At 67.0% G+C, this 23,794-nt stretch carries 23 protein-coding genes, 1 tRNA gene and 1 pseudogene; 11 read left to right on the forward strand and 14 right to left on the reverse strand.

Annotated features, from left to right (window positions below):
* Positions 1-12: 12 nt before the first annotated feature.
* The 4 genes from MXF70_RS02030 to MXF70_RS02045 form a co-directional block, all read right to left on the reverse strand.
* Positions 13-564 (reverse strand): CBS domain-containing protein, encoded by a 552-nt coding sequence (locus MXF70_RS02030; protein ID WP_248516953.1) that lies wholly within the window; start codon positions 562-564, stop codon positions 13-15.
* Between the two features lie 79 nt (positions 565-643).
* Positions 644-2,194 carry a TrkH family potassium uptake protein gene (locus MXF70_RS02035; protein WP_248516955.1) on the reverse strand — a complete coding sequence of 517 codons (1,551 nt, stop codon included), beginning with the start codon at positions 2,192-2,194 and terminating at the stop codon, positions 644-646.
* A 7-nt stretch (positions 2,195-2,201) separates the two neighbouring features.
* Positions 2,202-2,888, reverse strand: coding sequence for a potassium channel family protein (locus tag MXF70_RS02040; protein WP_248516956.1), 687 nt, complete (start codon positions 2,886-2,888; stop codon positions 2,202-2,204).
* A 9-nt stretch (positions 2,889-2,897) separates the two neighbouring features.
* Entirely contained in the window at positions 2,898-3,227 is a 330-nt protein-coding gene (locus tag MXF70_RS02045; protein ID WP_248516957.1) for a hypothetical protein, read from the reverse strand.
* A gap of 302 nt (positions 3,228-3,529) precedes the next feature.
* On the opposite strand from MXF70_RS02045, the gene MXF70_RS02050 reads away from it, so the two are divergent.
* The 6 genes from MXF70_RS02050 (at position 3,530) to MXF70_RS02075 (ending at position 9,410) form a co-directional block, all read left to right on the forward strand.
* Positions 3,530-4,273 carry an Lrp/AsnC family transcriptional regulator gene (locus MXF70_RS02050; RefSeq protein ID WP_248516959.1) on the forward strand — a complete coding sequence of 248 codons (744 nt, stop codon included), beginning with the start codon at positions 3,530-3,532 and terminating at the stop codon, positions 4,271-4,273.
* A 194-nt stretch (positions 4,274-4,467) separates the two neighbouring features.
* Positions 4,468-6,282, forward strand: a complete 1,815-nt coding sequence (locus tag MXF70_RS02055; protein ID WP_248516960.1) for a YcaO-like family protein — start codon at positions 4,468-4,470, stop codon at positions 6,280-6,282.
* 102 nt (positions 6,283-6,384) lie between these two features.
* The gene (locus MXF70_RS02060; protein WP_248516961.1) at positions 6,385-7,392 is read left to right on the forward strand and encodes a glutathione S-transferase family protein; all 1,008 of its coding nucleotides are present in this window, start codon (positions 6,385-6,387) and stop codon (positions 7,390-7,392) included.
* Positions 7,393-7,482: 90 nt separating this feature from the next.
* Positions 7,483-8,658 (forward strand): CBS domain-containing protein, encoded by a 1,176-nt coding sequence (locus MXF70_RS02065; protein ID WP_248516962.1) that lies wholly within the window; start codon positions 7,483-7,485, stop codon positions 8,656-8,658.
* Positions 8,659-8,739: 81 nt separating this feature from the next.
* Positions 8,740-9,117 (forward strand): winged helix-turn-helix domain-containing protein, encoded by a 378-nt coding sequence (locus tag MXF70_RS02070; protein ID WP_248516964.1) that lies wholly within the window; start codon positions 8,740-8,742, stop codon positions 9,115-9,117.
* Positions 9,114-9,410 (forward strand): DUF7521 family protein, encoded by a 297-nt coding sequence (locus MXF70_RS02075; protein ID WP_248516965.1) that lies wholly within the window; start codon positions 9,114-9,116, stop codon positions 9,408-9,410. Before MXF70_RS02070 ends, MXF70_RS02075 begins: the two co-directional genes overlap by 4 nt.
* Before the next feature lie 121 nt (positions 9,411-9,531).
* Here MXF70_RS02075 and MXF70_RS02080 read toward each other — a convergent pair whose 3' ends face one another.
* From MXF70_RS02080 to MXF70_RS02095, 4 genes are all read right to left on the reverse strand, one after another.
* Entirely contained in the window at positions 9,532-9,999 is a 468-nt protein-coding gene (locus MXF70_RS02080) for a DUF5790 family protein (RefSeq protein WP_248516966.1), read from the reverse strand.
* 162 nt (positions 10,000-10,161) lie between these two features.
* Positions 10,162-11,226: a DUF7544 domain-containing protein gene (locus MXF70_RS02085; protein ID WP_248516968.1), complete on the reverse strand. Its 1,065-nt coding sequence runs from the start codon at positions 11,224-11,226 to the stop codon at positions 10,162-10,164.
* 38 nt (positions 11,227-11,264) lie between these two features.
* Positions 11,265-11,843, reverse strand: a complete 579-nt coding sequence (locus MXF70_RS02090) for an Hsp20/alpha crystallin family protein (RefSeq protein ID WP_248516970.1) — start codon at positions 11,841-11,843, stop codon at positions 11,265-11,267.
* Complete coding sequence (locus MXF70_RS02095; protein ID WP_248516971.1) at positions 11,840-11,995, reverse strand: DUF7559 family protein; 156 nt, start codon at positions 11,993-11,995, stop codon at positions 11,840-11,842. Before MXF70_RS02095 ends, MXF70_RS02090 begins: the two co-directional genes overlap by 4 nt.
* 238 nt (positions 11,996-12,233) lie before the next feature.
* Between MXF70_RS02095 and nrdR the strand changes: the two are divergent.
* The 3 genes and pseudogenes from nrdR to MXF70_RS02110 form a co-directional block, all read left to right on the forward strand.
* Positions 12,234-12,695: pseudogene (gene nrdR, locus MXF70_RS02100) on the forward strand (transcriptional regulator NrdR); the annotation flags it as partial.
* Positions 12,696-12,819: 124 nt separating this feature from the next.
* Positions 12,820-15,393 (forward strand): ribonucleoside-diphosphate reductase subunit alpha, encoded by a 2,574-nt coding sequence (locus MXF70_RS02105; protein WP_248516974.1) that lies wholly within the window; start codon positions 12,820-12,822, stop codon positions 15,391-15,393.
* A 101-nt stretch (positions 15,394-15,494) separates the two neighbouring features.
* Complete coding sequence (locus MXF70_RS02110) at positions 15,495-16,487, forward strand: ribonucleotide-diphosphate reductase subunit beta (protein WP_248516975.1); 993 nt, start codon at positions 15,495-15,497, stop codon at positions 16,485-16,487.
* A 69-nt stretch (positions 16,488-16,556) separates the two neighbouring features.
* Here the strand turns inward: MXF70_RS02110 and MXF70_RS02115 are convergent, their stop codons facing one another.
* The gene (locus MXF70_RS02115; RefSeq protein ID WP_248516977.1) at positions 16,557-17,594 is read right to left on the reverse strand and encodes a succinylglutamate desuccinylase/aspartoacylase family protein; all 1,038 of its coding nucleotides are present in this window, start codon (positions 17,592-17,594) and stop codon (positions 16,557-16,559) included.
* 117 nt (positions 17,595-17,711) lie between these two features.
* Between MXF70_RS02115 and MXF70_RS02120 the strand changes: the two genes are divergently transcribed.
* Positions 17,712-19,076, forward strand: a complete 1,365-nt coding sequence (locus MXF70_RS02120) for an APC family permease (RefSeq protein ID WP_248516979.1) — start codon at positions 17,712-17,714, stop codon at positions 19,074-19,076.
* Positions 19,077-19,296: 220 nt separating this feature from the next.
* On the opposite strand, the gene MXF70_RS02125 is transcribed toward MXF70_RS02120, so the two are convergent.
* The 3 genes from MXF70_RS02125 to MXF70_RS15505 form a co-directional block, all read right to left on the reverse strand.
* A tRNA-Lys gene (locus MXF70_RS02125) sits at positions 19,297-19,370 on the reverse strand.
* A 25-nt stretch (positions 19,371-19,395) separates the two neighbouring features.
* A complete protein-coding gene (locus MXF70_RS02130; RefSeq protein WP_248516980.1) occupies positions 19,396-20,067 on the reverse strand; it encodes a DUF7119 family protein in 672 nt (223 codons plus the stop codon).
* A 91-nt stretch (positions 20,068-20,158) separates the two neighbouring features.
* Positions 20,159-20,284, reverse strand: a complete 126-nt coding sequence (locus MXF70_RS15505) for a DUF8595 family protein (protein WP_510631684.1) — start codon at positions 20,282-20,284, stop codon at positions 20,159-20,161.
* Positions 20,285-20,840: 556 nt separating this feature from the next.
* Between MXF70_RS15505 and MXF70_RS02135 the strand changes: the two genes are divergently transcribed.
* Positions 20,841-21,803: a phytoene/squalene synthase family protein gene (locus tag MXF70_RS02135; RefSeq protein WP_248516981.1), complete on the forward strand. Its 963-nt coding sequence runs from the start codon at positions 20,841-20,843 to the stop codon at positions 21,801-21,803.
* Between the two features lie 136 nt (positions 21,804-21,939).
* On the opposite strand, the gene cruF is transcribed toward MXF70_RS02135, so the two are convergent.
* Positions 21,940-22,797 carry a bisanhydrobacterioruberin hydratase gene (cruF, locus tag MXF70_RS02140; protein ID WP_248516982.1) on the reverse strand — a complete coding sequence of 286 codons (858 nt, stop codon included), beginning with the start codon at positions 22,795-22,797 and terminating at the stop codon, positions 21,940-21,942.
* 84 nt (positions 22,798-22,881) lie between these two features.
* Positions 22,882-23,793 (reverse strand): prenyltransferase, encoded by a 912-nt coding sequence (locus MXF70_RS02145; RefSeq protein WP_248516984.1) that lies wholly within the window; start codon positions 23,791-23,793, stop codon positions 22,882-22,884.
* Between the last annotated feature and the right edge of the window lies 1 nt (position 23,794).

Below are 23,794 nucleotides of genomic sequence, written 5' to 3' on the forward strand. Positions count from 1 at the left end.
TGTCCGATGGCGTCAGGAAACCTGCGCGGCGATGTCGGCCTCGGTGATGACACCGACGAGCTCGCCCTGCGAGACGACGAACACGGCGCGGTTGTGATCCAGGTAGCTGTCGACCTCGTCGAGCGGGGCGTCGGGTTCGACGGTACTCACCGCCTCGTGCATCACCTCGTTGACCGGCAGATCGCCGATCTCGTCCTCGGGGCCCTCGCGGGCTTCCCGGATGTCCGTGTTCGAGATGATCCCCTGGGGTGCGCCGTCGCGAACGACGGGCAGCTGGGAGTAGCCCTCCTCGAACATCACGTCCTTCGCTTCCCGGACGGCGTCGTCCGGGGCGACCGTCACCACGTCCTCGTACATCAGATCCCGCGCTCGAACGACGCCGCCCTCCGCCTCCTCGAGCCCCTCGACGATCCGGCGGAGCGTCGAGAGCCGCGGGTCCACGTCGCCGCCCTCGATGCGGGCGATCAGCGGCTGTGAGACCTCCGCGGCGTCGGCGAGCTCGCTCTGGGTCAGATCGAGCTCGTTCCGGCGTTCCCGGAGGTCGGCCGGCGTGGGTAGCTCCATGCGGATTGATTACCTTGGGTTATACTAAAACGTTCGGGTGCCCGGGCACTCGCCCGACTGGCGACCCGACGCAGTACCGCTACCGATAGAGGTCCAGGCGCTGGAAGAGCGCGCCCAGCAACACGGCGATGGGGATGATCTCGAGACGGCCGACCCACATGTTGACGATCAACATCGCCTTCGCCGTCTCCGGCATCGTCGGCCCGGTGATCCCAGCGGAGAGTCCGACGTTGCTCTGGGCGCTCATCACCTCGAAGAGCACGTACTCCAGGGGGTGAGCTGGCGAGAGGACCCGGAGCAACACGGCGACGCCGACCACCAGCGCCCCCAACCACAGCACGAGCACCACCGTCGCCTCGGTGTACTCCCGCTGGAACTGCTGTTCGCTGAGTCGCCGCTTCCCGAGCTGGAAGTACCGCACCGCACTGTCGGGGTAGAACATCCCCTGAACCTGCCAGACGGTTCCCTTCACGAGCGTGATCGTGCGGATCAGCTTGATGCCGCTGACCGTCGACCCTGCAGCGGCTCCGGTCAACATGCCCAGACAGAGCACGAGTACGGGTCCCGCGGTCCAGACGACCTCCGTGCCGTTCCCGACCGCCGCCGTGCCAAAGCCGGTGTTCGACGTCGCGGAGACGAACTGGAACAGGGCGACGCGGAACGCCTCCTCAAGCGACCCGTACTCCCCGTTCGCGGCGAGGATCGCTGTGAGTCCCAGCGAGCCGCCTCCGAACCACAGGAACACCCAGCGGGTCTGAACGTCCCGCCAGATGTTCTCGATCTCCCCTTTGAAGATCAGGTAGTGGATCGGGAATGCAATCGACCCCGCGACCATCACCGGAACCACGGCGTACTCGATCAGCGGACTGCCGTAGTGGCCGATCGAGTCGGCGTGCGTGGAGTACCCGCCGGTGGCGATGCCCGTCATGCCGTGGTTAATCGCGTCCCAAAGCGGCATGCCGGCGGCGAGGAGCAGTAGGATCGACCCCACCGTCAAGCCGACGTAGATCTTCCAGATCTCGCGGACGGTCCGGACGATGCTCGGGTGGATCTTCTCGGAGCGCGCCTCGCTCTCGTAGAGGGTTAACGAGCCGCTCCCCGGGCGGGCCAGGATCGCGACGGTCAGCACGATCACGCCGACGCCCCCGATCCATTCGATGAGCGATCGCCACCAGTGCAGCGACCGTGGCAGTTCCTCCTCGACAGCAGCCATCGTCAGCCCCGTTCCGGTGAAGCCGCTGGCGCTCTCGAAGATGGCGTCGAGGGGGTGTTTGAAGACGGCCGTCGTGTCGTCCATCGCCGGCACGTTTGCCCAGGCCGGGTACGGATCGACCGAGATAGTCCACGCGATCAGCAGGAATGGCAGAGCGCCGAGAGCGCTGACGACCGCCCAGGCCAGCGCCGCCGTCACCATCGCTTCGGGTTTTCCGGGTGGCTCCGCGTCGCTATAGTAGCGAGCGAGGCCGGTACCGATCCCGGCCATGACGAGCGCCGTCCCCAGGAACGCGGGCACCGCGTAGAACTCCCGATTCACGATCGCGACAGGGACCGAGGCGAGCGCCAGCACCGAGACTGCCCGAAGGATGCGCCCGACATCCCGCACGACCGTATCCGTCGTGACGACCGACATCAGTAGATCATCTGGTGTGGTCCTCGTGGTGACCGAAGACGTCAGTCAACGCAGCGGTTGCGCCCGTCGCCGAGTAGACGGTGACCAGGTCGCCCGGCTCAACCCGGGTCTTGCCCCTCGGCGTGATGGGATCCGCTACCCCGTCGCGCTCGATTGCGACGATGAGATCGTCGTCGGAGAGCAGCGACTGCTGACCGACTTCCGTCAGCGAGAGACCCGCGATCGGCGCGTCTTCGCGGACGGTGATCTCGAACACCTCTGCCTCGTCGCCGATGCGCATGAAGTCGACGACGGCGGGCCGCGAGATGGCTCGGAACAGGTACTCCGCGATCAGCCGCTGGGGGTTTTCGATCGTGTTCACGCCGATCTTACGGAACACCGGCATATGCTCCGGATCGTGTACGACAGAGACGATCGACGGGACGGCGAACTCTTCTGCCAAGAGACAGACCATGATGTTCGTCGCGTCCACGTCGGTGGTCGAGACGATCGCGTCGGCCTCCTCGGCGCCGGCCTCCGCGAGCGTCTCGTTGCGCGTCGCGTCCTCGTTGAGCACGAGGCAGTCGTACTCCTTGGAGATCTGTTGGGCCTTCTGCTCGTCCCGTTCGATCACGACGATGTCGTGGCCTGTCCGCGTGCCGAGCTCGACCAGAGGCGTGCCGATGTCGCCTGCGCCGACGACGATGACGTACATGGGACGCGATCAGGCCTCCTCGTCGCCGACGGGGCCGAGGTAGTCCCACGTGAAGGTACCCCCCTCCTCGTCAGGTCGGGGCTCCCACTGGACGCGGTAGGCGATCGGGCCCTCGTCGTTGTCAGCCCGTTCAGCCACGACCACGTGGTGCGTCCCCACGTCTTCGATACGCAGGATCTCCTCGTCGGGTCGTGGCTCGATCGTCTCCTCGACGGACGGATGGTCCCAGAGGAGGTGGTGAGCGTATCGGATCGTCGCCCGGAGCTCCTCGGCTGAACTGCTCGAAAGAGCGTCGGCGACGGCGTCAGGAACGGGGTCGGGTGGGTCAGGTTCTGTCATGGTGATCGGTCTGTGCCGGACACTCCGCGGCCCGTCACTGGAGCGGCGGCCGTTCCGCCGATCAGCGGCTGTCCCGCCGAGCGGTGGCCCGTCCGCCGAGTCGCGTGGCGTCCTGGCTAGCGTCACTCCGAGCCGCGTACTGCTACGATATAAATCTACACAAATAATTCCCGGAGCCGAAATTACAACCGAAGATATTTGTCTTCCGGAAATGATGGTCGACCAACGACGGGCTCAGCCCGGCACCACCGGGACGACAGAGAATCCGTTCGGTACAAATGAGTCATCTCCCAACACCCGCTATGGAGCACCGGATCGACGAGATCGACAAGCGCATCCTCTACTACCTCGCTCAGGATGCGCGCAACACCACGGCGCCGGCGGTCGCCGAGGAGGTCCAGGTGACGCCGGCAACGATCCGGAACCGCATCCGCAAGCTCGAGGAGGATGGGATCGTCCGGGGGTACCACGCCGACATCGACTACGAACGCATCAAGGGGCGGGTCACCTACCAGTTCAACTGCACCGCGCCAATCCCCGATCGAGACCGCTTTGCCCAATCCGCGCTCGAAGTGTCCGGGGTGGTGACGGTCCGGCAGCTAATGGCCGGACACGCGAACCTCGCGATAACGGCCGTGGGCACCGACACGAACGACGTCAGCCGCATCGCGAGCCAGCTCTCGGACCTCGGGCTCGAGATCGAGGACGAGGGCGTCGTCGAGGAGGAGTACCACCACCCCTACCACCCCTTCGGTCCCGAGGACGCCCCGACCGGCCCGTCCCTGACCGACTTCATGAGCCTCGCTGGCGGGTCGGAGGTCATCGAGTTCACGGTTTCGGAAGGGGCCGAGATCGCGGAGCTGACGATCGAGGAGGCCGTCGACGACGGGCTTCTCGACGACGGGATGCTCGTCGTTGGCATCGAACGCGAGGGTGACGTGCTCACGCCCAGGGGCGAGACCCGCATCGAACCCGGCGACATCGTCTCGCTATTCTCGAAGGAGTCACTCGAGAATGACTCCCTGGAGGTGTTCGGGACGCAATGAAGTGCGAGCGCTGCGGCGAGGACTCCTCCACCCAGCACTACGACGTCGACGGGTTCACCGGTCGACTCTGCGATGATTGCGTCGATGCCTGGGATCAGATCCAAACCGTCTGACGGTCGCCAGGACGGCCTACCCGCCCGGATCGCACGGGGGATTCCCGATTCCTTTTCCCCGGTCCGATCCTCCACCTGCACATGACCGTGCGACTGGTGGGCGAGGGGCCCGCGATCGACGCCGTAGCGACGGCGCTCGGCGACGTGGACGTCCGGATCGAACGCGGCGGCGTCGAGGGGCTGGACGCGGCGACTCTCGGCGTCGTCTGCGCGACGGCGGGCGATGGCGTCTTCGAGCGCGCGAACGAGCAGGTCGGGACAGGCAGCGACGGTGGGACTGGCGGCCGCTGGATCGCCATCGAGGTCGGCGGGATCGGCGGCGTCCCGATCGGCGGGATCGACGCTGCGATCACCGGACTCGGCGCTGGCGGTCCGTGCTATCGCTGCCTCCAGCAACGCGTCGCTGCGAACGGGCCGGAGGCCGCGGACGCAGCCAGCGCCGACCGCAGCGCCGTGCGAATGGCCGGAGCGGTGGCAGGGCGGGAGATCGTCCGCGCGCTCGCCGGGGAGGATCGTCTCTCCGGGCGCGTGCTCGAGGTTCCCCACGCCGAGCGGGAGCTACTCCCCGTTCCCGGCTGTGCCTGTGGCGGCGGAGCCATGCGATCGGTAGCGGCCATCCCGCGCGAGTTCGAGGATCGACCGCTCCAGGAGACGGTTGCACGGATGGATCGCGCGATCGACCCGCGCGTCGGAATCGTCTCCGAGATCGGCGAGGCCGAGTCCTTCCCCGCACCGTACTACCTCGCCACGCTCGCTGACACGACCGGAATCAGCGACGGCGACGCACCACGGAAGGCAGCGGGCATCGCCGACGACTGGAACGCGGCGCTCGCGAAGGGCGTGGGCGAGGCCCTGGAACGCTACGGTGGCGCGATCTACCGCACCGACGAGTTCCGGAGCGCTGGGCCATCGGAGCTCGAGGATGCAGTCGCGCCAGCCGCGTTCGCAGGCGCGGACGAGAGCGCGCCAGGACCCGACGACGATCGTGCCATTCCGTGGGTCCGCGGCGAGGTTCTGACCGAAACCGACGGAGAGAGCAACGGAGATCACGGCGGTGACGAGAACGGCGCCGCCAGCGGGAGCGGCCAGGACGACGACCCGGACGTCTGGCTCCCCGCAGCGGCGGTCCAGTTCCCGCCGCCGGATCCGCAGGTCGTTCCGGGGATCACCACCGGCCTCGGACTCGAGTCCTCCGGCGTCGGGGCACTGCTCGCCGGCCTCACCGAGGCCATCGAGCGCGACGCGACGATGCTCGCCTGGTACTCGACGTTCGATCCTCTCGGACTGACCGTCGAGGACGAGGCCTTCGAGCGGCTCGCGAAACGGGCGCGGAGCGAGGACCTGACCGTGACGCCACTACTCGTCACGCAGGACGTCGACGTTCCGGTGGTCGCCGTCGCGGTCCACCGCGAGGACTCCTGGCCGCGCTTCGCCGTCGGCTCGGCCGCGGCGCTCGACCCGACGAGGGCGGCCCGCGGCGCGCTCGAAGAGGCGATCCAGAACTGGATGGAGCTGCGCTCGATCGGCCGCGAGCAGGCCCAGGATCGCGAGGACGCCATCGGTCACTTCGCCGACCTCCCCGACGCAGCACGTGCGTTCGTCGACGTCGACCCCTCCGTCGCCGCGAGCGACGTCGGGCCGTCGGAGCCCCCGACGGGGGAGGCAGCGCTGGCGGCCCTGACCGACGCACTCGACGACGCCGGCCTCGACGCCTACGCCGCCCGGCTCACGACGCGAGATCTGGACGCGCTGGGCTTCGAGGCCGTCCGGGTGCTGGTCCCCGAGGCTCAGCCGCTCTTTACCGGTGAAGCGCGGTTCGGAGAGCGCGCGGAAACGGTTCCGGCGTCGCTTGGCTTCGAGTCGCGACTCGACCGCCAGCACCACCCGTATCCCTGACCCCGAGCAGTCTGGTCTTCGATCCACCGACGACTGCACTCGCGGAAATCACCCAGCCGAGCGACGAGTCTTTCGGGCCAGCGACAGTAGCTCATCGTACCCATGAACATGCTCGTCGACGGCGAGTGGACCACGGACGCAGGGGAGTACACGGACGACGACGGCTCCTTCCAACGACAGTCGACGGACTTCCACGACGTCGTGGAGGACGATCCCGACGCCGACCATCCGGTCGAGCCGGGCCGCTACCACCTCTACGTCTCGTACGCGTGCCCGTGGGCCCACCGGACGCTGCTCGCACGGTCGCTGAAGGGACTCGAGGACGCGATCAGCGTGGACGTCGTCGATCCGTTCCGGGACGACGGCGGCTGGCAGTTCACGCCGGAGAAGGCTGGATGCACGCCCGACACCGTCACCGGCGCGGACTATCTCCGGGAGATTTACCAGCTGGCCGATCCCGACGCGACCTGTCGCGTGACGGTGCCGGTGCTCTGGGACAAGGAAGCGGAGACCATCGTCAACAACGAGTCCGAGGAGATCCTCCGGATGCTCGACACCGCATTCGACTCGATCGCGTCTCGCGACGTCGATCTCTACCCCGAGGGCTACCAGGACGACGTCGACCGGATCATCGACGAGATCTACGAGCCGATCAACAACGGCGTCTACCGGGCCGGCTTCGCGGAGAGTCAGTCGGCCTACGACGAGGCCGTCCACGAACTGTTCGACGCGCTGGAGCATTGGGATTCGGTCCTCGCAGACCAGCGCTATCTCGCCGGTGACCGGCTGACTGAAGCCGATATCTGCATGTTCACGACGCTGGTGCGCTTCGATTCGGTCTACCACACGCACTTCATGTGCAACCACAAGCTCATCCGCGAGTACGACAACCTCTGGCCGTACCTGCGCGACCTCTATCAAACGCCGGGCATCGCCAAGACGGTGAATCTGGAGCACATCACGGAGCACTACTATACGACCCATCCCGACGTGAGCCCGAAGCGGATCGTTCCGATGGGCCCAGACCTCGACTTCGAGGCACCGCACGACCGCGACGAGCTACCCGGCGAACCGCCCGAAGCGCTCGCCGCACTGACGGCGCTGGACTGACGCGAGCACGTCCCCAGCCGCTGCCGGCACCGTCGATGGCGACCCGCCGCAACGCCGTTCCTTAAGGCCCTACCGGCCCTACGCCGTGCTATGCCGAGCTTCCGGATCGGCTCCGCCTTCGGCGTGCCGGTCAAGCTGGATCTGACATTCCTGCTCGTGTTGCCGCTGTTCGCGTATCTCATCGGCTCGCGGATCGAGTCGACGGCCGAGCTGTTCAACGACACCGTCGACGCCGGGCTGTCGATCGGCTCGCTGACGGCCGGGTCGACGCCGTGGCTCATCGGGATCGTCGCCGCTATTTCGCTGTTCGCCTGCGTGCTCGCCCACGAGTTCGGCCACTCGCTGGTCGCGATGCACTACGGCTACCCGATCGACTCCATCACGCTCTGGCTGTTCGGCGGCATCGCGTCGCTCTCCGAGCTGCCCGAGGACTGGAAGAAGGAGCTCCAGATCGCCGTCGCCGGGCCTGCGGTGAGCGTCGTCATCGGGGTCGCCAGCTACGGGCTGGCGACGGTGCTCCCGCTCGGCAGCGACGGGCTCACGTATCTCCTGCTCTACCTCGGCGCGCTCAACATTGCGCTCGCGGTGTTCAATCTCCTGCCCGCCTTCCCGATGGACGGCGGGCGGATTCTCCGGGCGCTGCTCGGTCGGACCCGATCCTTCGCCGAGGCGACCCAGATCGCCGCCGACGTCGGCAAAGCGATCGCGATTCTGATGGGGCTGGTCGGACTGGTGCGTTTCGACATCATCCTCGTCGGCATCGCCTTCTTCGTCTACATCGCGGCGTCGGGCGAGGCCCAGCAGGTCACCACCAAGGCCGCATTCGAGGGCGTGCGGGTCCAGGACGTCATGACGCCGGTCGACCGCTTGCACGTCATCGCCCCCGACGCGTCGGTCCAGGAGCTGCTCCAGCGGATGGTCCAGGAGCGCCATACGGGGTACCCCGTCGTCAAGAACGGCGAGCCCGTCGGGATCGTCACGCTCGACGACGCCAGGGAGGTCCGGGAGATCGAGCGCGAGGCCTACGAGGTCGGCGAGATCATGAGCACGGACCTGGTCCAGATCGGGCCGGGCGAGGAGGCGATGACGGCGATGACCCGTATGCAAGAACACGGCGTCGGCAGGCTCCCAGTCGTCCACGACGGCACGCTCGTCGGGCTCGTCTCGCGGAGCGACCTGATGGCCGCGCTGGACGTCCTGCGGGAGGGCGGGAGTCTCAGCGATTCGGCCGCTGCCGGGCAGGCGCCGGTGGACCGGCCGAACTGAGCGCCGTGAGGCGACTGCCGGCGGCCCTCCCCCAGTTCTGTGCCGGTTCCTTTAAGGGCCGCGCCGGTCGTCATCCGGTCGATGGTTCGGGATCCGTTCGAGGAGGCAGAGACGCCCGAGCTCGCCGCCCTCCTCGACGCCCTGAGTGATCCGGACTGCCGCGAACTGATCAGCGCGATCGACTCCCCGATGACGGCTGCCGAGCTCTCCGACGTCTGTGACATTCCACAGTCGACGACATACCGGAAGCTCGACCAGCTCTCGGAGGCGACGCTTCTCGAGGAGCTGACCGAGATTCGATCCGACGGCCGACACACGACGCGGTACGCCATCGCGTTCGAGAACGTCGACGTTGGCCTCGACGAAACCCGCAGCTTTACCGTGGAGATCACGCGACCCACGCGGACTGCAGACGAGCGGCTGGCCCGCATGTGGTCGGAGGTACAGAAGGAACTATGAGCCCGCACGCAACTGTCGGCGCCGAAGTACAGCTCGCGATCGCGATCGTCAAGACCCTCATTCTGCTGACCGGCGGAGCGGTCACGTTCTTCGCCTACAAGGCCTACGCCCGGACGGAAGAGCGGTCGCTCGGACTGCTTGCTACCGGGTTCGGGTTGATCACGATGGGCGTGTTACTCGCCGGGTTCCTCTCCGAACTGCTCCACCAGTCCCTCGGCGTCGGTATCCTCTTCGAGAGCCTGCTGGTGCTCGCGGGGCTGCTCGTGATCGCGTACTCGCTGTACGAGCCCTGAAGCACCGGAGAACCCCACGAAACGCGCACAACCGCCGACTTCGACCTCGCATCACGGACGACAATCGCCGCGGCAGCCGGGACAGTCGAAAACTGCGCTGTCGGACGTCTCTGCCCCCAGATTACTCTGCTTCCGCCGTCTCCTCGCCACCGTCGGCTGCGGCCTCACTCTCCGCGTCGCCGTCGTCCTCGTCGATCGCTGCAGCGGCGTCCTCCAGATCGCCGCGAAGCTCCGGGATCGTGGAAGTCAGGTCGGCGACGTCCTCGTGAGCGTCCTCGACGGTACCGAGCAGCCCCTCGATCGTCTCGATCTCGGCTTCGAGATCCTCGGCGTCGTCGAACGCGTCGGCGCGCTCGCCCATCGTGTACCACTTCTTGGCGTCGCGAAGATGTTCGGCGGCGTCGCCCACGTCGAGAGCTGTCTTCAGCCCGTTGAGGACGCCGAGCGTGTTGTCCGCGTCGGTCTCCCAGACGTCGTCGGCCGCGGGGAGGGCGCCGCGAGCCTGTTCGAGTGAATCCTCGACGTCGGCACGCATCTCGTTCGCGGCCTCGCCGAAGAGGTCGTCGTCCGCCAGCGTTGACTGGCTCATACCTCGACTACGGGTCCTGGGTGATTAAGCGATGTCCCGAGAGTGAAAGTGAAACTGAACGGTTCGGCCGCCGAAATCGCCGATTTTGGGCAGCGGCCGTTTCAGTATCAGTTCGCAGTCGATATGGGTCGGCGATCGCTCACGCCGTGCGGATCGCCTCACTCACACCGGCGCGGCCCCCTCGCCCCGGGCGGCCGATCGCAGCCGCGGAATCAGGTCGAGATCGGGCTCGACGTCGCCGAGGACGAGCAGCGCGTAGATCCACAGATAACACTGGAACGGGACGGCGACGACGGCCCAAACGACGATGGCGAGCACCGCGAAGGTCGCCACCAGAGCTCCGATGGCTGCCAGTCCGGCACTTCCGAGTGAACCGAATCCGCCGGCGAGCACCACGACGAACGCAGCGATCGTCCCCAGCACGACGCCGGCCAGCCCGAGCACGACGAGCACCGCGAGCGCCGCTGCGATCCCGACCGCGACGCCAAGCGCGATCCGCACGACGCCGTAGAGCAGATACTCGACGGGCTCAGCGCGCACCGTCGGCCAGAACCGTCGCCAGCCAGCGAAGACGCCGCTCTCCTCGGCGATCATCGTCGGCACGACGAACTGGAGCGTCAGCACGTCGATCGCCCACGCGAGAGCGAGCACGACGGCCACCACGCCGCCCAGCAGAACTGCGAGGCCGCGATCGACTGCGATCGCTCCGAATCCACTGCCGCCGTCGCCAGTCTGTATCGCCACGAACGCGACGAGTCCGAAGATCGACGCCGCAATTGCCCAGATCCCGAGCCGCAGAGCGAGCACGCCGAGCGCTCCCGAACCGTGGCGTCGCCCGTCCCTGCGAATGCGGATCTCGCCGGAGCGAAGCGCCTCCACGAGCACGAATCGCAGCAGCGTTCCGAGCAGGACGTACGCGAGCGCAGCCAGGAGGACGATTCCCAGCCCGATCAGTAGCCACGCGGGCCACGTGCCGGGCGACGCCAGCGCGACGCCGTCGGCGAAAGCTGGCGAGTCGGCGGCGCCGTTCGTCGCCGTCGTCGGATCGGAGATCTCCCAGAAGCGCGGGTCTGCGAACTGCGGCGTCGCCGGAATCGGCGTTCCCGGCGTACCCATGAACAGGACGACGATCGCGAGCGACGCGACGCGGCGAACCGAGAGCGGCAGGAGGAACACTCGCGTGGCCTCGATCGCGTCACTGACGCTCCGGAGAGCCGTGCGAGCCATATCGGTTCGTTACGCAGTGCCGGGCTAATAGCTCCCGATCACGCCGCAGTGTCGGCGTCGTGGTCGCCGTCGTCGGCGTTCGCTTCAGAGTCGTGTTCGCTGTCGGCTGCCTCCGCGCCGTGATCGTCAGCGGCCGCTGCGTTCTCGTCGTGGTCGTCGTCGGCCGTTTCGTTCACGTCGCCGTCGCCGTCGGCATCGACGCTATCGGCGTCCGTCGCGTCGTCGGGCGTCTCGATCTCTGCCGTCTCGACCTTCGGGAGCTCGACCTCCAGCGTCCCACGATCGGTGAGGGTCGCGCTCGCATGCTCGGCGGTCACGACGGCGTCCTCCGGCAGCTCGACCTCGCCGTCCAGTGAGAGCCCGCGACCGGGGAATCGCATCGTGAACTCGTCGTGGAACTCGCGGAAGCGGTCGACGCGAACGAGCACGCGCCCGTCGGCGTAGCGGACCTGCACGTCGCTGGTCGTCGCCCCGGGAGCGTCGAAGACGGCGAGATACGCCTCGTCGCTCTCGAGGAGGTCGACCGGGAGGGACCGACGTTCCTGCACGCGCGCGGCTGCTCGCCCGGCGCGTTCCGCGATCGCGTCGCCGACGGACTCGCCGACCTCCCTGATCACAGCTCGATCGCCCTGAGATCGGAGCCCTCACAGACGGGACAGACCAGTTCGTCGATCCCGTACTCGTCGGGCACGTCGTAGGTGTAGTGGTTCTCGAACATGTCGAGGAAACAGTCGTCGTTCTCACAGGCGACTTCCTGGGTCGGTGGCATGGACGTCCGTTCGGCCGCGGCCCTATTCAATGGCTGGTGTCCGGGCGAGGGTGCCGGTTCTCGCGGGCGGACGGCCGCTGATGACGGGGACGGCGTGCGTAAACCAATTCAGATTGTTCTACATCAAATGTGTTGGGAAAGGTTTATGGCCCATCCGACAGACGCCACATATTGCGGCCAGTACGACCGACGCCCCATATGTAGGCTGAAGGGCCTGGAGGTACGAACAGTGGCAACAATGCACTGCCCAGACTGCGGGCACGACCGGACGAGCGTCGTCGACACCGGCGCGAGCGACGACGGTACGTCAGTGCGCCGTCGCCGCGAGTGCCAGCGCTGTAGCTTCCGGTTCACCACGTACGAGCGCCCCGAGTGGGACAGCCTCCAGGTGAAGAAACGCGACGGCGAGATCGAGCCCTACCGCCGCGAGAAGCTGCGGGCGGGCGTCGAGCGCGCCGTCGAGAAACGTCCCGTCGACGAGGCAGCCGTCGAGGCACTCCTCGAGGACGTGGAGACCGAACTCCGCGAGATCGACACGCAGATCGTCACGACGAGCGTGATCGGCGATCTCGTCTCCTCGCGACTCCGCGAGATCGACTCCGTCGCGTACATCCGGTTCGTCTCCGTCTACAAGGCCTTCAGCGAACCCGAGGAGTTCCTCGCCGAACTCGACGCCGTCCTCGACGCGGAGCTCCCCGACCACGGGGGATCGGCAGCTGGCAGTACGACCGACGCGACCGGCGGCCTGACTGCAACGCCACCGCCAGCCGATGGCGACGGCGCCGACGGCCGCCCACCCGACGGTTCCGACTCCCACCCAGATCATGAGCCAGACCACGACACCGACTGAGCACCAGACCGAGACGATCCGCTCGATTCTCGAGCGGGCACGCACCGACCACGAGCAACAGGTCAGCGACGCCGACGTCGAGGCGCTGATCGAGGACGCCGAGCGAGACCTCTACGACGGCGCGGATCGGGAGACGATCTACGAGGCCCTGCTCAACGTCACGACCGCCCGGATCGAGCGCGAGCCCGCCTACAAGCAGGTTGCCGCCGACGTCTTCCGACAGCGATACTACCGACGGCTGCTCGGCGACCGAGTGGGCGACGACGGGGACGAAGGGGACGACGATGCCGAGGACGCATCACAGTCCCTGGCCGCGTCCCTCGATCCCGACGACCTCGAAGGATACGAGTTCGACCGTGCCTACCGCGAGACGTTCGTCGACAATCTCCACACCGGCGTCGAGGCGGGCAAGCTCGACGAGCGCCTGGTCGACGACCGGTTCGATCTCACGACGATCGGCGAAGCGCTGGCCCCCGAGCGCGACGAGAAACTCGAGTACCTCGCGATGTCGACGCTCGAGCAGCGCTACTTCCTCCGCCTCAACGACGAGGAGACGCCGATCGAGCTGCCCCAGGCGTTCTGGATGCGCGTCGCGATGGGACTCGCCATCGAGGAGGACGATCCCACCGAGCGCGCCCTCGAATTTTACGAGGTGCTCTCGACGCTGCGGTTCACCCCATCGACGCCGACGCTGTTCCACGCCGGCACAGCCCATCCCCAGCTCTCCTCCTGTTACCTGACGACGGTCCAGGACGACCTCGCCGACATATTCGACTCCTACAAACACCACGCCCAGCTCTCGAAGTGGAGCGGCGGGCTCGGTAACGACTGGACGAACCTCCGCGCGGCGGGCTCGCTGATCGAATCGACCGGCGTCGAGTCCACCGGCGTCGTCCCCTTCCTCCGGATCAGCAACGACGTGACCGCAGCGATCAACCGCTCTGGGAAGCGCCGCGGCGCCGCCTGTGCCTACCTCGAGTGCTGGCATCTCGACTTCCCGCAGTTCCTCGATCTCAAGCGGAACACCGGCGACGAACGCCGCCGCACTCCGGACATGAACACGGCCGCCTGGATTCCGGACCTGTTCATGGAGCGCGTCCAGGAAGATGGGAAGTGGACGCTCTTCTCACCCGACGAGGTGCCCGACCTCCACGGCACGTACGGCGAGGCCTTCGCCGAGCAGTACGAGCATTACGAGTCCCTCGCGGAGGCGGGCGAGCTTCGGCAGTACGAAACGGTCGACGCCGCCGACCTCTGGCGACAGCTCCTCACGCGACTCTTCGAGACCGGTCACCCGTGGGTGACGTTCAAGGATCCCTGCAACGTCCGCAGTCCGCAGGATCACGAGGGCGTGATCAACTCCTCGAACCTCTGTACGGAGATCACGCTGAACACGAGCTCGGAGGAGCACGCGGTCTGTAACCTCGGCAGCGTCAACTTCGCGAACCACGTCACCAGTGCCGATGGAGCGGACGCCGGCAGCGACACCAACGCCTCGCTCGACCGTGAGCGACTCTCCGACACCGTCGAGACCGCGATGCGGATGCTCGACAACGTCGTGGACCTCTGTTTCTACCCGACCGACGAAGCCGAGGACTCGAACATGCGCCACCGCCCCGTCGGCCTCGGGACGATGGGCTTCCACGACGCGCTGATGGAACTCGGCGTGCCGATGGCCTCAGAGGAGGCCGTCGAGGCCGCCAACCGCTGGCAGGAGTTCGTCTCCTACCACGCGATCCTGAACTCCTCGAAGCTCGCCAAAGAGCGGGGCACCTACCCCTCCTACGAGGGATCGAAGTGGGATCGCGGCCAGCTCCCCCAGGACACGGTGGACCAGCTCGAGGCGGAACGCGGCCAGGAGATCCCGACCGATCGCGATGAGACGATGGACTGGTTCGTCGTCCGCGAACACGTCGAGGAGCACGGCATGCGGAACTCGAACACGATGGCGGTCGCACCGACGGCGACCGTCTCGACGATCAACGGCACCACGGCCTCCATCGAGCCGATGTACTCGAACCTCTACGTGAAGTCCAACATGAGCGGCGACTTCACGATCGTCAACGACCACCTCGTCGAGGATCTGAAGGACCGCGACCTGTGGGATTCCGAGATGATCGATCGGATCAAGTTCCACGACGGCTCGATCCAGGAGATCGACCGGGTTCCGGAGGATCTCAAAGAGCTCTATCGCGGCGCCTTCGAGATCGACCCCCGCGACCAGCTCCGCCTGACCGCCCACCGACAGACGTGGATCGACCAGTCGGTCTCCCACAACGTCTTCTTCCCGTCGACGGACGGCTCCCTGCTCGACGACGTCTACACGACCGCCTGGGAGCTCGGCATGAAGACGACCTACTATCTCCGGACGCTCGGCGCCTCCCAGATCGAAAAGTCCACGCTGGACATGGCCGAGTACGGGAAGACACAACACAGAGACGGTGAGGCGATGACTGACGGCGGGTCGCGACGGTCCAGCCGGGACGCTGACGACGGTTCGAAGGAGCTCTGCTCCATCGAGGATCCGACCTGCGACGCCTGTCAGTAACGGGTGTATCGCCCGCTCCGGGCTTCGAAGCCCTCCCCGGGCATCGAACGCGATTCCGTAGCATCGCTCGCTCACCGACGACCCCAGATCAAACACCACCAATGCCAATCCTCGACACCGACACGCAGCACGACCCGAACAAGATCCTGCCCATCGACTACGACTGGGCGCGCGAGTATTACGAAGCGGGCGTCGCCAACAACTGGGTGCCAGACGAGATTCCGATGCAGGACGACGTCTCCCAGTGGAAAGGCGACGAGTTGACCGACGCGGAGCGCCAGCTCGTCGAGTGGAACCTCGGTTTCTTCTCGACCGCCGAATCGCTGACCGCGAACAACGTCGTGCTCGCGATCTACGAGCACGTCACCGCGCCGGAGTGCCGGCAGTATCTCCTGCGGCAGGCCTACGAAGAGGCGATTCACACGGACACGTTCATCTACTGCTGTGACTCGCTGGGGTTCGAGCCCGAGTATCTCTACGGCATGTACGATCGCGTCCCATCCATCGAGGAGAAAGACGAGTTCGTCGTCGATCTCACCCGGGCGATCGACCAGGAGGACTTCGAGATCGAGACCACGGAGGACGTCCGGGCCTTCCTCCGGGACCTCGTCGGCTTCTACGTGATCATGGAGGGGATCTTCTTCTACGCCGGGTTCGCGATGATGCTCGGGCTGCGCCGGCAGAACAAGCTCCCCGGCCTCGGCCAGCAGTTCGAGTATATCATGCGCGACGAATCGCTCCACGTCGGCTTCGGCGTCGACCTCATCAACCAGCTTCGTGAGGAGCACCCCGAGGCCTGGACCGACGAGTTCGGTGCCGAGGTCACGGAGCTGATCGAGGAGGCCGTCGAGCTCGAGCAGATCTACGCGCTCGAGGCCTGCCCCGAGGAAGTCCTCGGGATGAGCGGCGACCAGTTCGCCGAGTACGTCGAGTTCGTCGCGGATCGGCGGCTCCGCCAGCTGGAGCTGGAGGACTCTTTCGGCACCGAGAACCCCTTCCCCTGGATGTCCGAGCAGGTCGACCTCAACAAGGAGAAGAACTTCTTCGAAACGCAGGTCACGGAGTATCAGAGCGGCGGCGCGCTGGAGTGGTGACGGCGGACCAGCCTGGCCGTGCCGGGCGAGCCGGGCGATCGGATCGCGGCCGCAAATAGCCGACTGCCGTCAGATCGCTTCCTCGACCCCGTCCTCGATCCCGCTATCCTGACTCCGCTCGAGTGCACGCAGCGTGTCGTCGGTTAGCTTCACGATGTGACAGAGCGGATTGCCGGGGTAGACGACGGGGTTCTCGAGTACCCCGACGAGCAGCCCCGTGAACGGTGCTTCGACCACCTCGCCGTCCTGTTTGAAGGGGCTCGTGATCGTACAGATCGCCTCGCCCTCGCGGACCAGTCCACCGCGATCGGCGTGCATGTCGACGATGCCGCCGACGTCGGCGCGGAGCCAGGTCTTGTCGGAGTTGTCCGAAATCACCGTTCGCCAGCCCGGCCACTTGACGGGTGCGTCGGGATGGAGGCCGAACTCCGCGAAGACGCTCGCGACGCCGGTGAGCGCACGGTCGATGAGCCCGCGCTGGAACCGGTGGGCCTCACCCATCTCGACGGTGATGGTCGGGACGCCCGCCTCGCTGGCCTCTCGCCGCAGCGAACCGCTCGGACCGTCGGAGTCGATGATCACGTTGGAGGCGAACCCGCGAGCGACGCGCCCGACGTCCTCGTCGGTCATCTCCGCGCGGACGTGGAGCATGTTGGTCCGGCCGCGGGTGGAAGTGTGGAAATCTATCCCGAGGTCGCAGGGCTCGATGAAGTTCTGAAAGATCGAGTGGGCGATGCGTTTGGCGCTCGTCGACTCGGGATCGCCCGGGAAGGAGCGGTTGATGTCGCGATCGTAGATCGGGAGATATCGCTGCTGGGCGAGAAAGCCGGGCACGTTGAGCACCGGGAGACAGACGAGCGTGCCGTGGAGATCCTCGTGCGCCCAGTCGTGGGCGACCTCGCGGACGACCTCGATGCCGTTGAGTTCGTCGCCGTGGGCCGCCGCGGTGAGCGAGACCGTCGGGCCCGGATGGGCGCCGTTGACGATCGTCACCGGGATCCGCACCGGATCGCCGAGATACGTTTCGCTGACCGTGAAGCGGAGGTTGGCGGTTTCGCCGGGCTCGACCTTGCCCCCGCTGTACGTGAAATCCGCCGCGTTCGGCATACGTCCTGTGAGCGTCCCTGTCGGATAAAGCCGCTGGACGGCGCGAGGGCGGTCCTGTGGGCCGGGCCGGCGACGGCAGAAGATCCATAGGACCCGACGGCCAAGGCCGGCGACACGATGACCGAGCAGCAGCTCGGGTTCCTCTCCTGCGTCTCGATCGCACTGGGCGGCATGATCGGCGGGGGCATCTTCGCCGTGCTCGGGGTCGTTGCCCAGCTCACTGGTCCCGCGACGTGGGCGGCCTTCGTCCTCGCTGGCGGCGTATCCGGCTGCGCGGCCTACTCGTTCAACGCGCTCAATCGGATCGTCGACGACAACGGCGGCTCGGTCACGTTCGTCCAGACGTTCACCGGCAACTCCACGCTCGCCGGAATGACGGGCTGGACGTTGCTCGTGGGCTACGTCGGCTCGATGGCGATGTACGCCTTCGCGTTCGGCAGCTTCGCCGTCGGCCTGTCCGTCGTCCCGGAGACCGTGGCAGGGATGGGTGTCCGACCGATCGTCTCGGTGCTCGCGATCGGCGGGTTCGTCGGGCTCAATCTCCTCGGCGCGCAGGCGACCGGCTCGACGGAGACCCTCCTCGTCGGGTTGAAGGTCGGGATTCTGCTCGTGATGGGCCTCGGCGGACTCTACTACGGGGCGGCGCACGAGGGGCTCTCGACGGGCGTCGGTCGGTTGACGCAGCTCTCCCTGAACCCGATCATGGCCGCTGCCGTGTCGTTCGTCGCGTTCCAGGGCTGGCAGCTGCTCTACTACGATCAGGAGTCGATCGAGAACGCGACCGAGACGATTCGCAAAGCGGTCTACGTGGCGATTCCATCCGCGGCAGCGCTGTACGTGATCGTCGCGATCACCACGCTCTCGCTGGCGCCCGACGACGTCATCCGGAGCCACCCCGAGCGCGCACTGGCCGTGGCCGCCGATCCGTTCCTCCCCGCTGGTTTCCTGCTCATCTCGCTCGCGGCGCTGTTCTCGACGGGCAGCGCGATCAACGCCACGCTCTTTTCCTCGGGCTATCTCGCGAAGGGGATGCTCTCGGCCGACCTCCTGCCCGATCGCGCGGGCGATTCGAGCGCCAGCGGCGTCCCCCGGCGGACGATCCTCCTGCTCGGCGCGATCACGGCCGCATTCTCCGTGCTCGGCAGCCTCGGCGCGATCACCGCCTTCGCCTCGCTGGCGTTCATCGTCGTCTTCGGTGCGATGTGTGCCATCGCGCTCGACCAGCGCGACACCGAAGCGGTGAACCCGGTCCTGCCGGCCGCTGGCGTCGTCACGAGCCTCCTGTTCTTCGTGCTCATGTTCTACCACCTGTACCGGTCCGAACCCGGGACGCTCGTGACGGTGCTCGTGATCTCCGTGGCCGTGATCGCCGTCGAACTGCTCTACTTCGAACGAGCGGTGCTGGAAGAGGAGATCGTGGAGATCGAGGAGGTGGTGGAAGAGGCAATTCCAAGCCGAACGGGCTCAGGGAAGACGGAGTGAGGGGCCAAAGCAAATACATCGCCGACGAAGATTGCACTCCACCGGACGGACACCCACAAGCATCCGCGCGAGCACAGCGAGCGCGGTTCCCTCGCTGCGAGCGGAGCGAGCAGCGAGTGCGGTCTTTTTCCCCAAGTTTTTGCGACCGAGCGGTGCCCGCAGCGAGCCAGCGGCGGAGCCGCTGGCGAGCGAGGAAACCCGAGGGAGTAAAAAGTGGAAGCGGGCCGGGAGGGAGTTGAACCCCCGACCATCTGGTTAAAAGCCAGACGCTCTGCCTGACTGAGCTACCGGCCCTATCGGAGCACTCGCCGGCCGCCGATTAAAACGCTTCCCACTCCGCGAGCGCATCGTCGACGATCTCGCCCGTCGACCGACCCGAGTTCGCAGCCTCGCGACGGAGTTCGCGGTAGGTCTCCATGGGAAGCTGCAGCGCGAGCGCGCCGGGCTGGACGCCGTGGGTGGAGAGCGCCGCCGCGGGCGTCGCGCCGTCGTTGATCTCGCTGGCGATCGAGCGAACGTCGCGGACGGTCAGCTCGTGATCGAGCGTTGCCCACGCGAGATCGTAGCGAGCGGGGCCGCTGACGCGAGCGATGTGTTTGGCGGCAGTGGGTGCGATCTCGCCCATGGCGACGTGGCGACGGACGGCCCGCGGCAGATCGTGGACGCGCGCCCACTTGCGGATGAACGCGACTGTGACGTCGTCGCCGGCGCGCTCGGCTGCGGCCTTGTAGGAGCCCTCTCCGCGAACGAGTGCGGCGCAGGCGGCGGCGCCCCGCAGCATGTAGATGTTGTCCTCGGCGCCGACGGTGTCCGTCGCGAAGCTATGGACGACCTCGGCCGCGCGGGCGAGGCTCTCGGGGTCGTCCGGGTCGAACTGGACGGCCTCTTCGGCGCGCTGGCCGGCGATCTCCTCGTCGCCACGGATTACGGGCTCGCCGACCGGTGACTCCCGGTCGGCTGGAATGTCCTCGGGACCGCCCTCGCCAGTCATCGGCTGGAGGTTCGACCCCGGCGTGTAAAAGCGATCTGCCTCCCGTGAGTCGACGGTGCCGGGCGGCGGGACGGCCGACGGTCGACGTCGCTCACTCCTCTCGGCGCTCGGAGAGGTGCTCCCAGATCTCGGTACATCCGGCACCCTCTTCGACGTCGGCCAGGTGGTCGTCTGCGCGCTCTTCTTCCTGTTTGGTCGCCCCCTCGGTCATCGCCATCCCTCCACGGGCGACCCTGCTCGAGGCAGGTCGTCGGACGAAACTGCATAGACGCTCATCGAGCAGTTGTATTCGGGGAACCGTCTTAAACCAACGTGCGCCAACAAGCATGGCCCGCGCTAGCCAGAACAGGATAGTGTATCCGCTATCTGTGTCGTCGATTCTGCGTCAAATCGACAGACTGGACGGCGAACCGTCAGAAAGTAGCGTCGCCGATCGACTGCCCTCCAACTGGCCCCAGTTCGATCGCACTGAGGACCAACGGGTCCGGGCGTTCGGCCGGCGACACACACGAGGCGTCCCCTGCGACGGATCGGCGTGCCAGTGGATCCACGACCGGACGCCGCAACGAACCGGCAATATGGTCTGGTTTTCCTGCCGCCTCGATCTCGATGCGGTGCTGATCGTCCGGTCTCGTCACCCAGCTCGGCAGGGTCTACGGTACGCAGTCCCCTCGACTACCCGTAGGCCAACGATTAAGCGCATTGCCTCCGTTTGTATGGTCACATGACTGGGCAAAATGATCGAGGGGGCAGAGCGGCGGGGCCCCCACCACATGCTTGAGGACAGTCAGGTAGAGCGGAGCAGGGCGATCCAGCGGCGCACGGGGCCCACCTTCTACTTCGCGACGAAGTTCCTCCCGGATCGCGTACGCGAACCCACCCACGTCCTCTACGCCTTCTTTCGAATCGCCGACGAGGTCGTCGACGACGTCGAGGCCGTCGACCGGCCGGCCGAGGAGAAGCGCGAGTCGCTCGAGTCGTTCCGGGCCGAAGCGCTCGGCGAATCGCCGGCCTCGGATCCCGTACTCGATGCATTTCGCGAGGTGAAGGCCACCCACGACATCCCCGACGAAGAGGTTCACGCGTTCGTCGACGCGATGGAGACCGACTGCACCAAATCGAGATACGCCGACGTCGCGGAGCTCCGGGAGTACATGCGGGGATCGGCGGCCGCCGTCGGCGCGATGATGACCGCGATCATGGAACCCGCGGACCGCGAACGGGCGATGCCCCACGCGAAGGCCCTCGGTGAGGCGTTCCAGCTGACGAACTTTCTGCGGGACGTCCGCGAAGACGTCGTCGACCGCGACCGGATCTACCTCCCACAGAGCACGCTCGATCGGCACGGCGTCGATGCCCAGCAGATCGCCGACCTCGAGTTCGACGCGAGCGTCGCCGCTGCAATCCGGGAAGAACTCCACCGTACCGAGCGGTTCTACCGCCACGGCGTCAGCGGAATCGAGGCGCTCCCGGCGGACTGTCAGTTCCCGGTGCTCCTCGCCGCCGTCCTCTACGCGGACTACCACCGTTCGATCCGGGCGAAGGGCTGCAACGTCATCGACACCCCGCCCACGCTCAGCCGGCGGCGGACCCTCTCGCTGTTCGCCCGGACGCGCCTCCGCTGGCAGTTCGACCGAGATCCTGTCTCCGTCTTCGACGCAGTCAGCCCGATCACGATGCCCGACCGGACCGACGACGATCCCACGGGGGAGCCACTGACGCTGCCGACGCCCTGATCCGTCGGCGCCGACGCTCACGTATGTCGACGCAGTCCGCCCGATTCGCTCCAGCGCCGCCGGTGCCGTGCCGGTCGTTGCCCGAATCGAGCGACGAACTCCACCGGCATGCACCGGCTGGACACCAGACAGGAAGCTACCGCTCTGCCGCCCAGGCTCCCAGCGAGAGCCCGGCGAAGTCGAACCACGGCGCTCGTGCGAGCACCAGCAAAACACCGCCGGCGATGATCGCAGGGACGACCTGCAACGCCGCCGCGTTGACGAGCCCCCAGAACACGGCGAAGTTGATCAGATCGTCCAGCATGTACGGACACGTCTCGAGCCGTTCGACGATCGCCGCGTGGTCGAAGGCGAGCGTGAGGATCCCCACCGCGACCGTCGCCGCGAGGACCCAGCCAAGGAAGTTCACGATCGGGACGCCGTAGTAGACGCCCGGCTCCGCCCAGGCCCAGAAGGACAGCGAGACGGCACCGGGGTCCAGCACCAGGTCGAGGAGGACCACCAGCGCGACGACGACCGGGAAACGGACCGCGAGCCTGTCGGCCCGGTCGCCGAGGGCGAGCAGGCCCAGCAGATAGCCGTTGAGCAAGATCGGGACGAAGAACACTGGGAGCGCGAGCGGAATCTCACCGAACAGCATCGGACCGAGCTCGCGCTGGTAGGAGAAATCGCCGTAAGGGAACCCCGTATTGACGCCAACGAGTTCGATCGCCCACGTGAACGCCGCGAGCGCGACCAGTCCGAGCGCGGCCCGCCGATCGACGACCGGCGCGATCCCGGCAATCAGCGGCAGGGCCATCACGGTCACCGCCGCGACCATCATGTAGGGGTTGAACGCGAGTGCGTCGGGGACGTAGCCGGCCTCGCCGGCGAGCAAGAGAACCACGCCCACGAGCGGCACCGTGACCGCGATCGTCACGCGATTCTCGCGGACGATCGAATCGAGCGCCGACTCGACGCGCTCGCGGTCCGTCGCCCCGCCGAGTCGATCCATCGAGTTGGGCTGGCACCCGCTGGACCAAGAAGGGTGCGTTCGCGGTGGCTCCCGGGCAGCCGACGGAGCGCGGCGAATCGGTCGTCAGAACAACGACGACGGCGGCACCACCTGCGCGAGCCCCCACATCGTCAGGCCGGCGCCGACGAGCCCGTTGATCGCGGGGTACCACCAGTAGGCACGGTCGACAGGGACCTTCGAGAGGGCGATGCCGAGGACGAGCACCGGATACAGCGCCAGCACCGCACCGGCCCGGAGATCCGCGACCGCGAAGGCCGCCGCTGCGAGCGTCCAGACGACGAAGCAGTACGCTAGCGTCCGCGGCTCGCCCAGCAGCGTCGCCGTCGTCTCGATCCCTGCCGCGCGGTCGGGCTCGATGTCCGGAATCGCCGAGAACGTGTGCATCGCCATCGTCCAGAGCACGCCGCCGAGCAGCGGCCAGAGCGGGGGCTCCGATCCTGCGACGGTCGCGTACGCTGCGGCGCCGGGGAGCACGTAGAGGCCGTTCGAGAGCGAGTCCAGCAGCGGCGTGGTCTTGAACCGCAGCGGCGGCGCGCTGTAGGCCGTCGCGAGCAGCCAGAAGCCGGCGAGCCACGGCCAGGCGATCGGATCGACGAGTGCGACGACGCCGAGGAGTCCCAGTCCCGAGACGGCGACGGCGATCGGAACGAACCGCTGGCCACGGTAGCGGACCTCCCGCTCGTCCTTCTTCGGGTTCTCCTCGTCGATCGGCGCGTCGAAGACGTCGTTGACGCCGTAGAGGTAGACGTTCGCGGGCAGGAGGAAGTAGGCGAACAGGGCGACGGTGGCCGGCGTCAGGAGATCCGCGCGGGCGTCGGCCGCGTAGACGACCCCGACCATGACCGGGCCGGCGAGGTAGAGCCAGAAGCGGGGCCGCGAGAGCGCGAGGAGGTAGACGAGGGCGTCGCGGAGCCCCGCCTCGGACCCCTCGCCGCCGTAGTCGTCGTCCGAGTCCTCAGCACTCACTCCCGTCATC

The sequence above is a fragment of the Salinarchaeum laminariae genome, from assembly GCF_023204835.1.
GTDB lineage: Archaea > Halobacteriota > Halobacteria > Halobacteriales > Salinarchaeaceae > Salinarchaeum > Salinarchaeum laminariae.

Bases quoted from the DNA above. Each gene is read 5' to 3' on its own strand.
- MXF70_RS02045 (WP_248516957.1), bottom strand. From the start codon at position 3,227: ATGACAGAACCTGACCCACCCGACCCCGTTCCTGACGCCGTCGCCGAC.
- MXF70_RS02070 (WP_248516964.1), top strand. From the start codon at position 8,740: ATGGTTCGGGATCCGTTCGAGGAGGCAGAGACGCCCGAGCTCGCCGCC.
- MXF70_RS02120 (WP_248516979.1), top strand. From the start codon at position 17,712: ATGACCGAGCAGCAGCTCGGGTTCCTCTCCTGCGTCTCGATCGCACTG.
- MXF70_RS02115 (WP_248516977.1), bottom strand. From the start codon at position 17,594: ATGCCGAACGCGGCGGATTTCACGTACAGCGGGGGCAAGGTCGAGCCC.
- MXF70_RS02080 (WP_248516966.1), bottom strand. From the start codon at position 9,999: ATGAGCCAGTCAACGCTGGCGGACGACGACCTCTTCGGCGAGGCCGCG.
- MXF70_RS02050 (WP_248516959.1), top strand. From the start codon at position 3,530: ATGGAGCACCGGATCGACGAGATCGACAAGCGCATCCTCTACTACCTC.
- MXF70_RS02085 (WP_248516968.1), bottom strand. From the start codon at position 11,226: ATGGCTCGCACGGCTCTCCGGAGCGTCAGTGACGCGATCGAGGCCACG.
- MXF70_RS02035 (WP_248516955.1), bottom strand. From the start codon at position 2,194: ATGTCGGTCGTCACGACGGATACGGTCGTGCGGGATGTCGGGCGCATC.
- MXF70_RS02130 (WP_248516980.1), bottom strand. From the start codon at position 20,067: ATGACTGGCGAGGGCGGTCCCGAGGACATTCCAGCCGACCGGGAGTCA.
- MXF70_RS02145 (WP_248516984.1), bottom strand. From the start codon at position 23,793: ATGACGGGAGTGAGTGCTGAGGACTCGGACGACGACTACGGCGGCGAG.
- cruF (WP_248516982.1), bottom strand. From the start codon at position 22,797: ATGGATCGACTCGGCGGGGCGACGGACCGCGAGCGCGTCGAGTCGGCG.
- MXF70_RS02065 (WP_248516962.1), top strand. From the start codon at position 7,483: ATGCCGAGCTTCCGGATCGGCTCCGCCTTCGGCGTGCCGGTCAAGCTG.
- MXF70_RS02095 (WP_248516971.1), bottom strand. From the start codon at position 11,995: ATGCCACCGACCCAGGAAGTCGCCTGTGAGAACGACGACTGTTTCCTC.
- MXF70_RS15505 (WP_510631684.1), bottom strand. From the start codon at position 20,284: ATGGCGATGACCGAGGGGGCGACCAAACAGGAAGAAGAGCGCGCAGAC.
- MXF70_RS02055 (WP_248516960.1), top strand. From the start codon at position 4,468: ATGACCGTGCGACTGGTGGGCGAGGGGCCCGCGATCGACGCCGTAGCG.
- MXF70_RS02110 (WP_248516975.1), top strand. From the start codon at position 15,495: ATGCCAATCCTCGACACCGACACGCAGCACGACCCGAACAAGATCCTG.
- MXF70_RS02135 (WP_248516981.1), top strand. From the start codon at position 20,841: ATGCTTGAGGACAGTCAGGTAGAGCGGAGCAGGGCGATCCAGCGGCGC.
- MXF70_RS02105 (WP_248516974.1), top strand. From the start codon at position 12,820: ATGAGCCAGACCACGACACCGACTGAGCACCAGACCGAGACGATCCGC.
- MXF70_RS02060 (WP_248516961.1), top strand. From the start codon at position 6,385: ATGAACATGCTCGTCGACGGCGAGTGGACCACGGACGCAGGGGAGTAC.
- MXF70_RS02030 (WP_248516953.1), bottom strand. From the start codon at position 564: ATGGAGCTACCCACGCCGGCCGACCTCCGGGAACGCCGGAACGAGCTC.
- MXF70_RS02040 (WP_248516956.1), bottom strand. From the start codon at position 2,888: ATGTACGTCATCGTCGTCGGCGCAGGCGACATCGGCACGCCTCTGGTC.
- MXF70_RS02075 (WP_248516965.1), top strand. From the start codon at position 9,114: ATGAGCCCGCACGCAACTGTCGGCGCCGAAGTACAGCTCGCGATCGCG.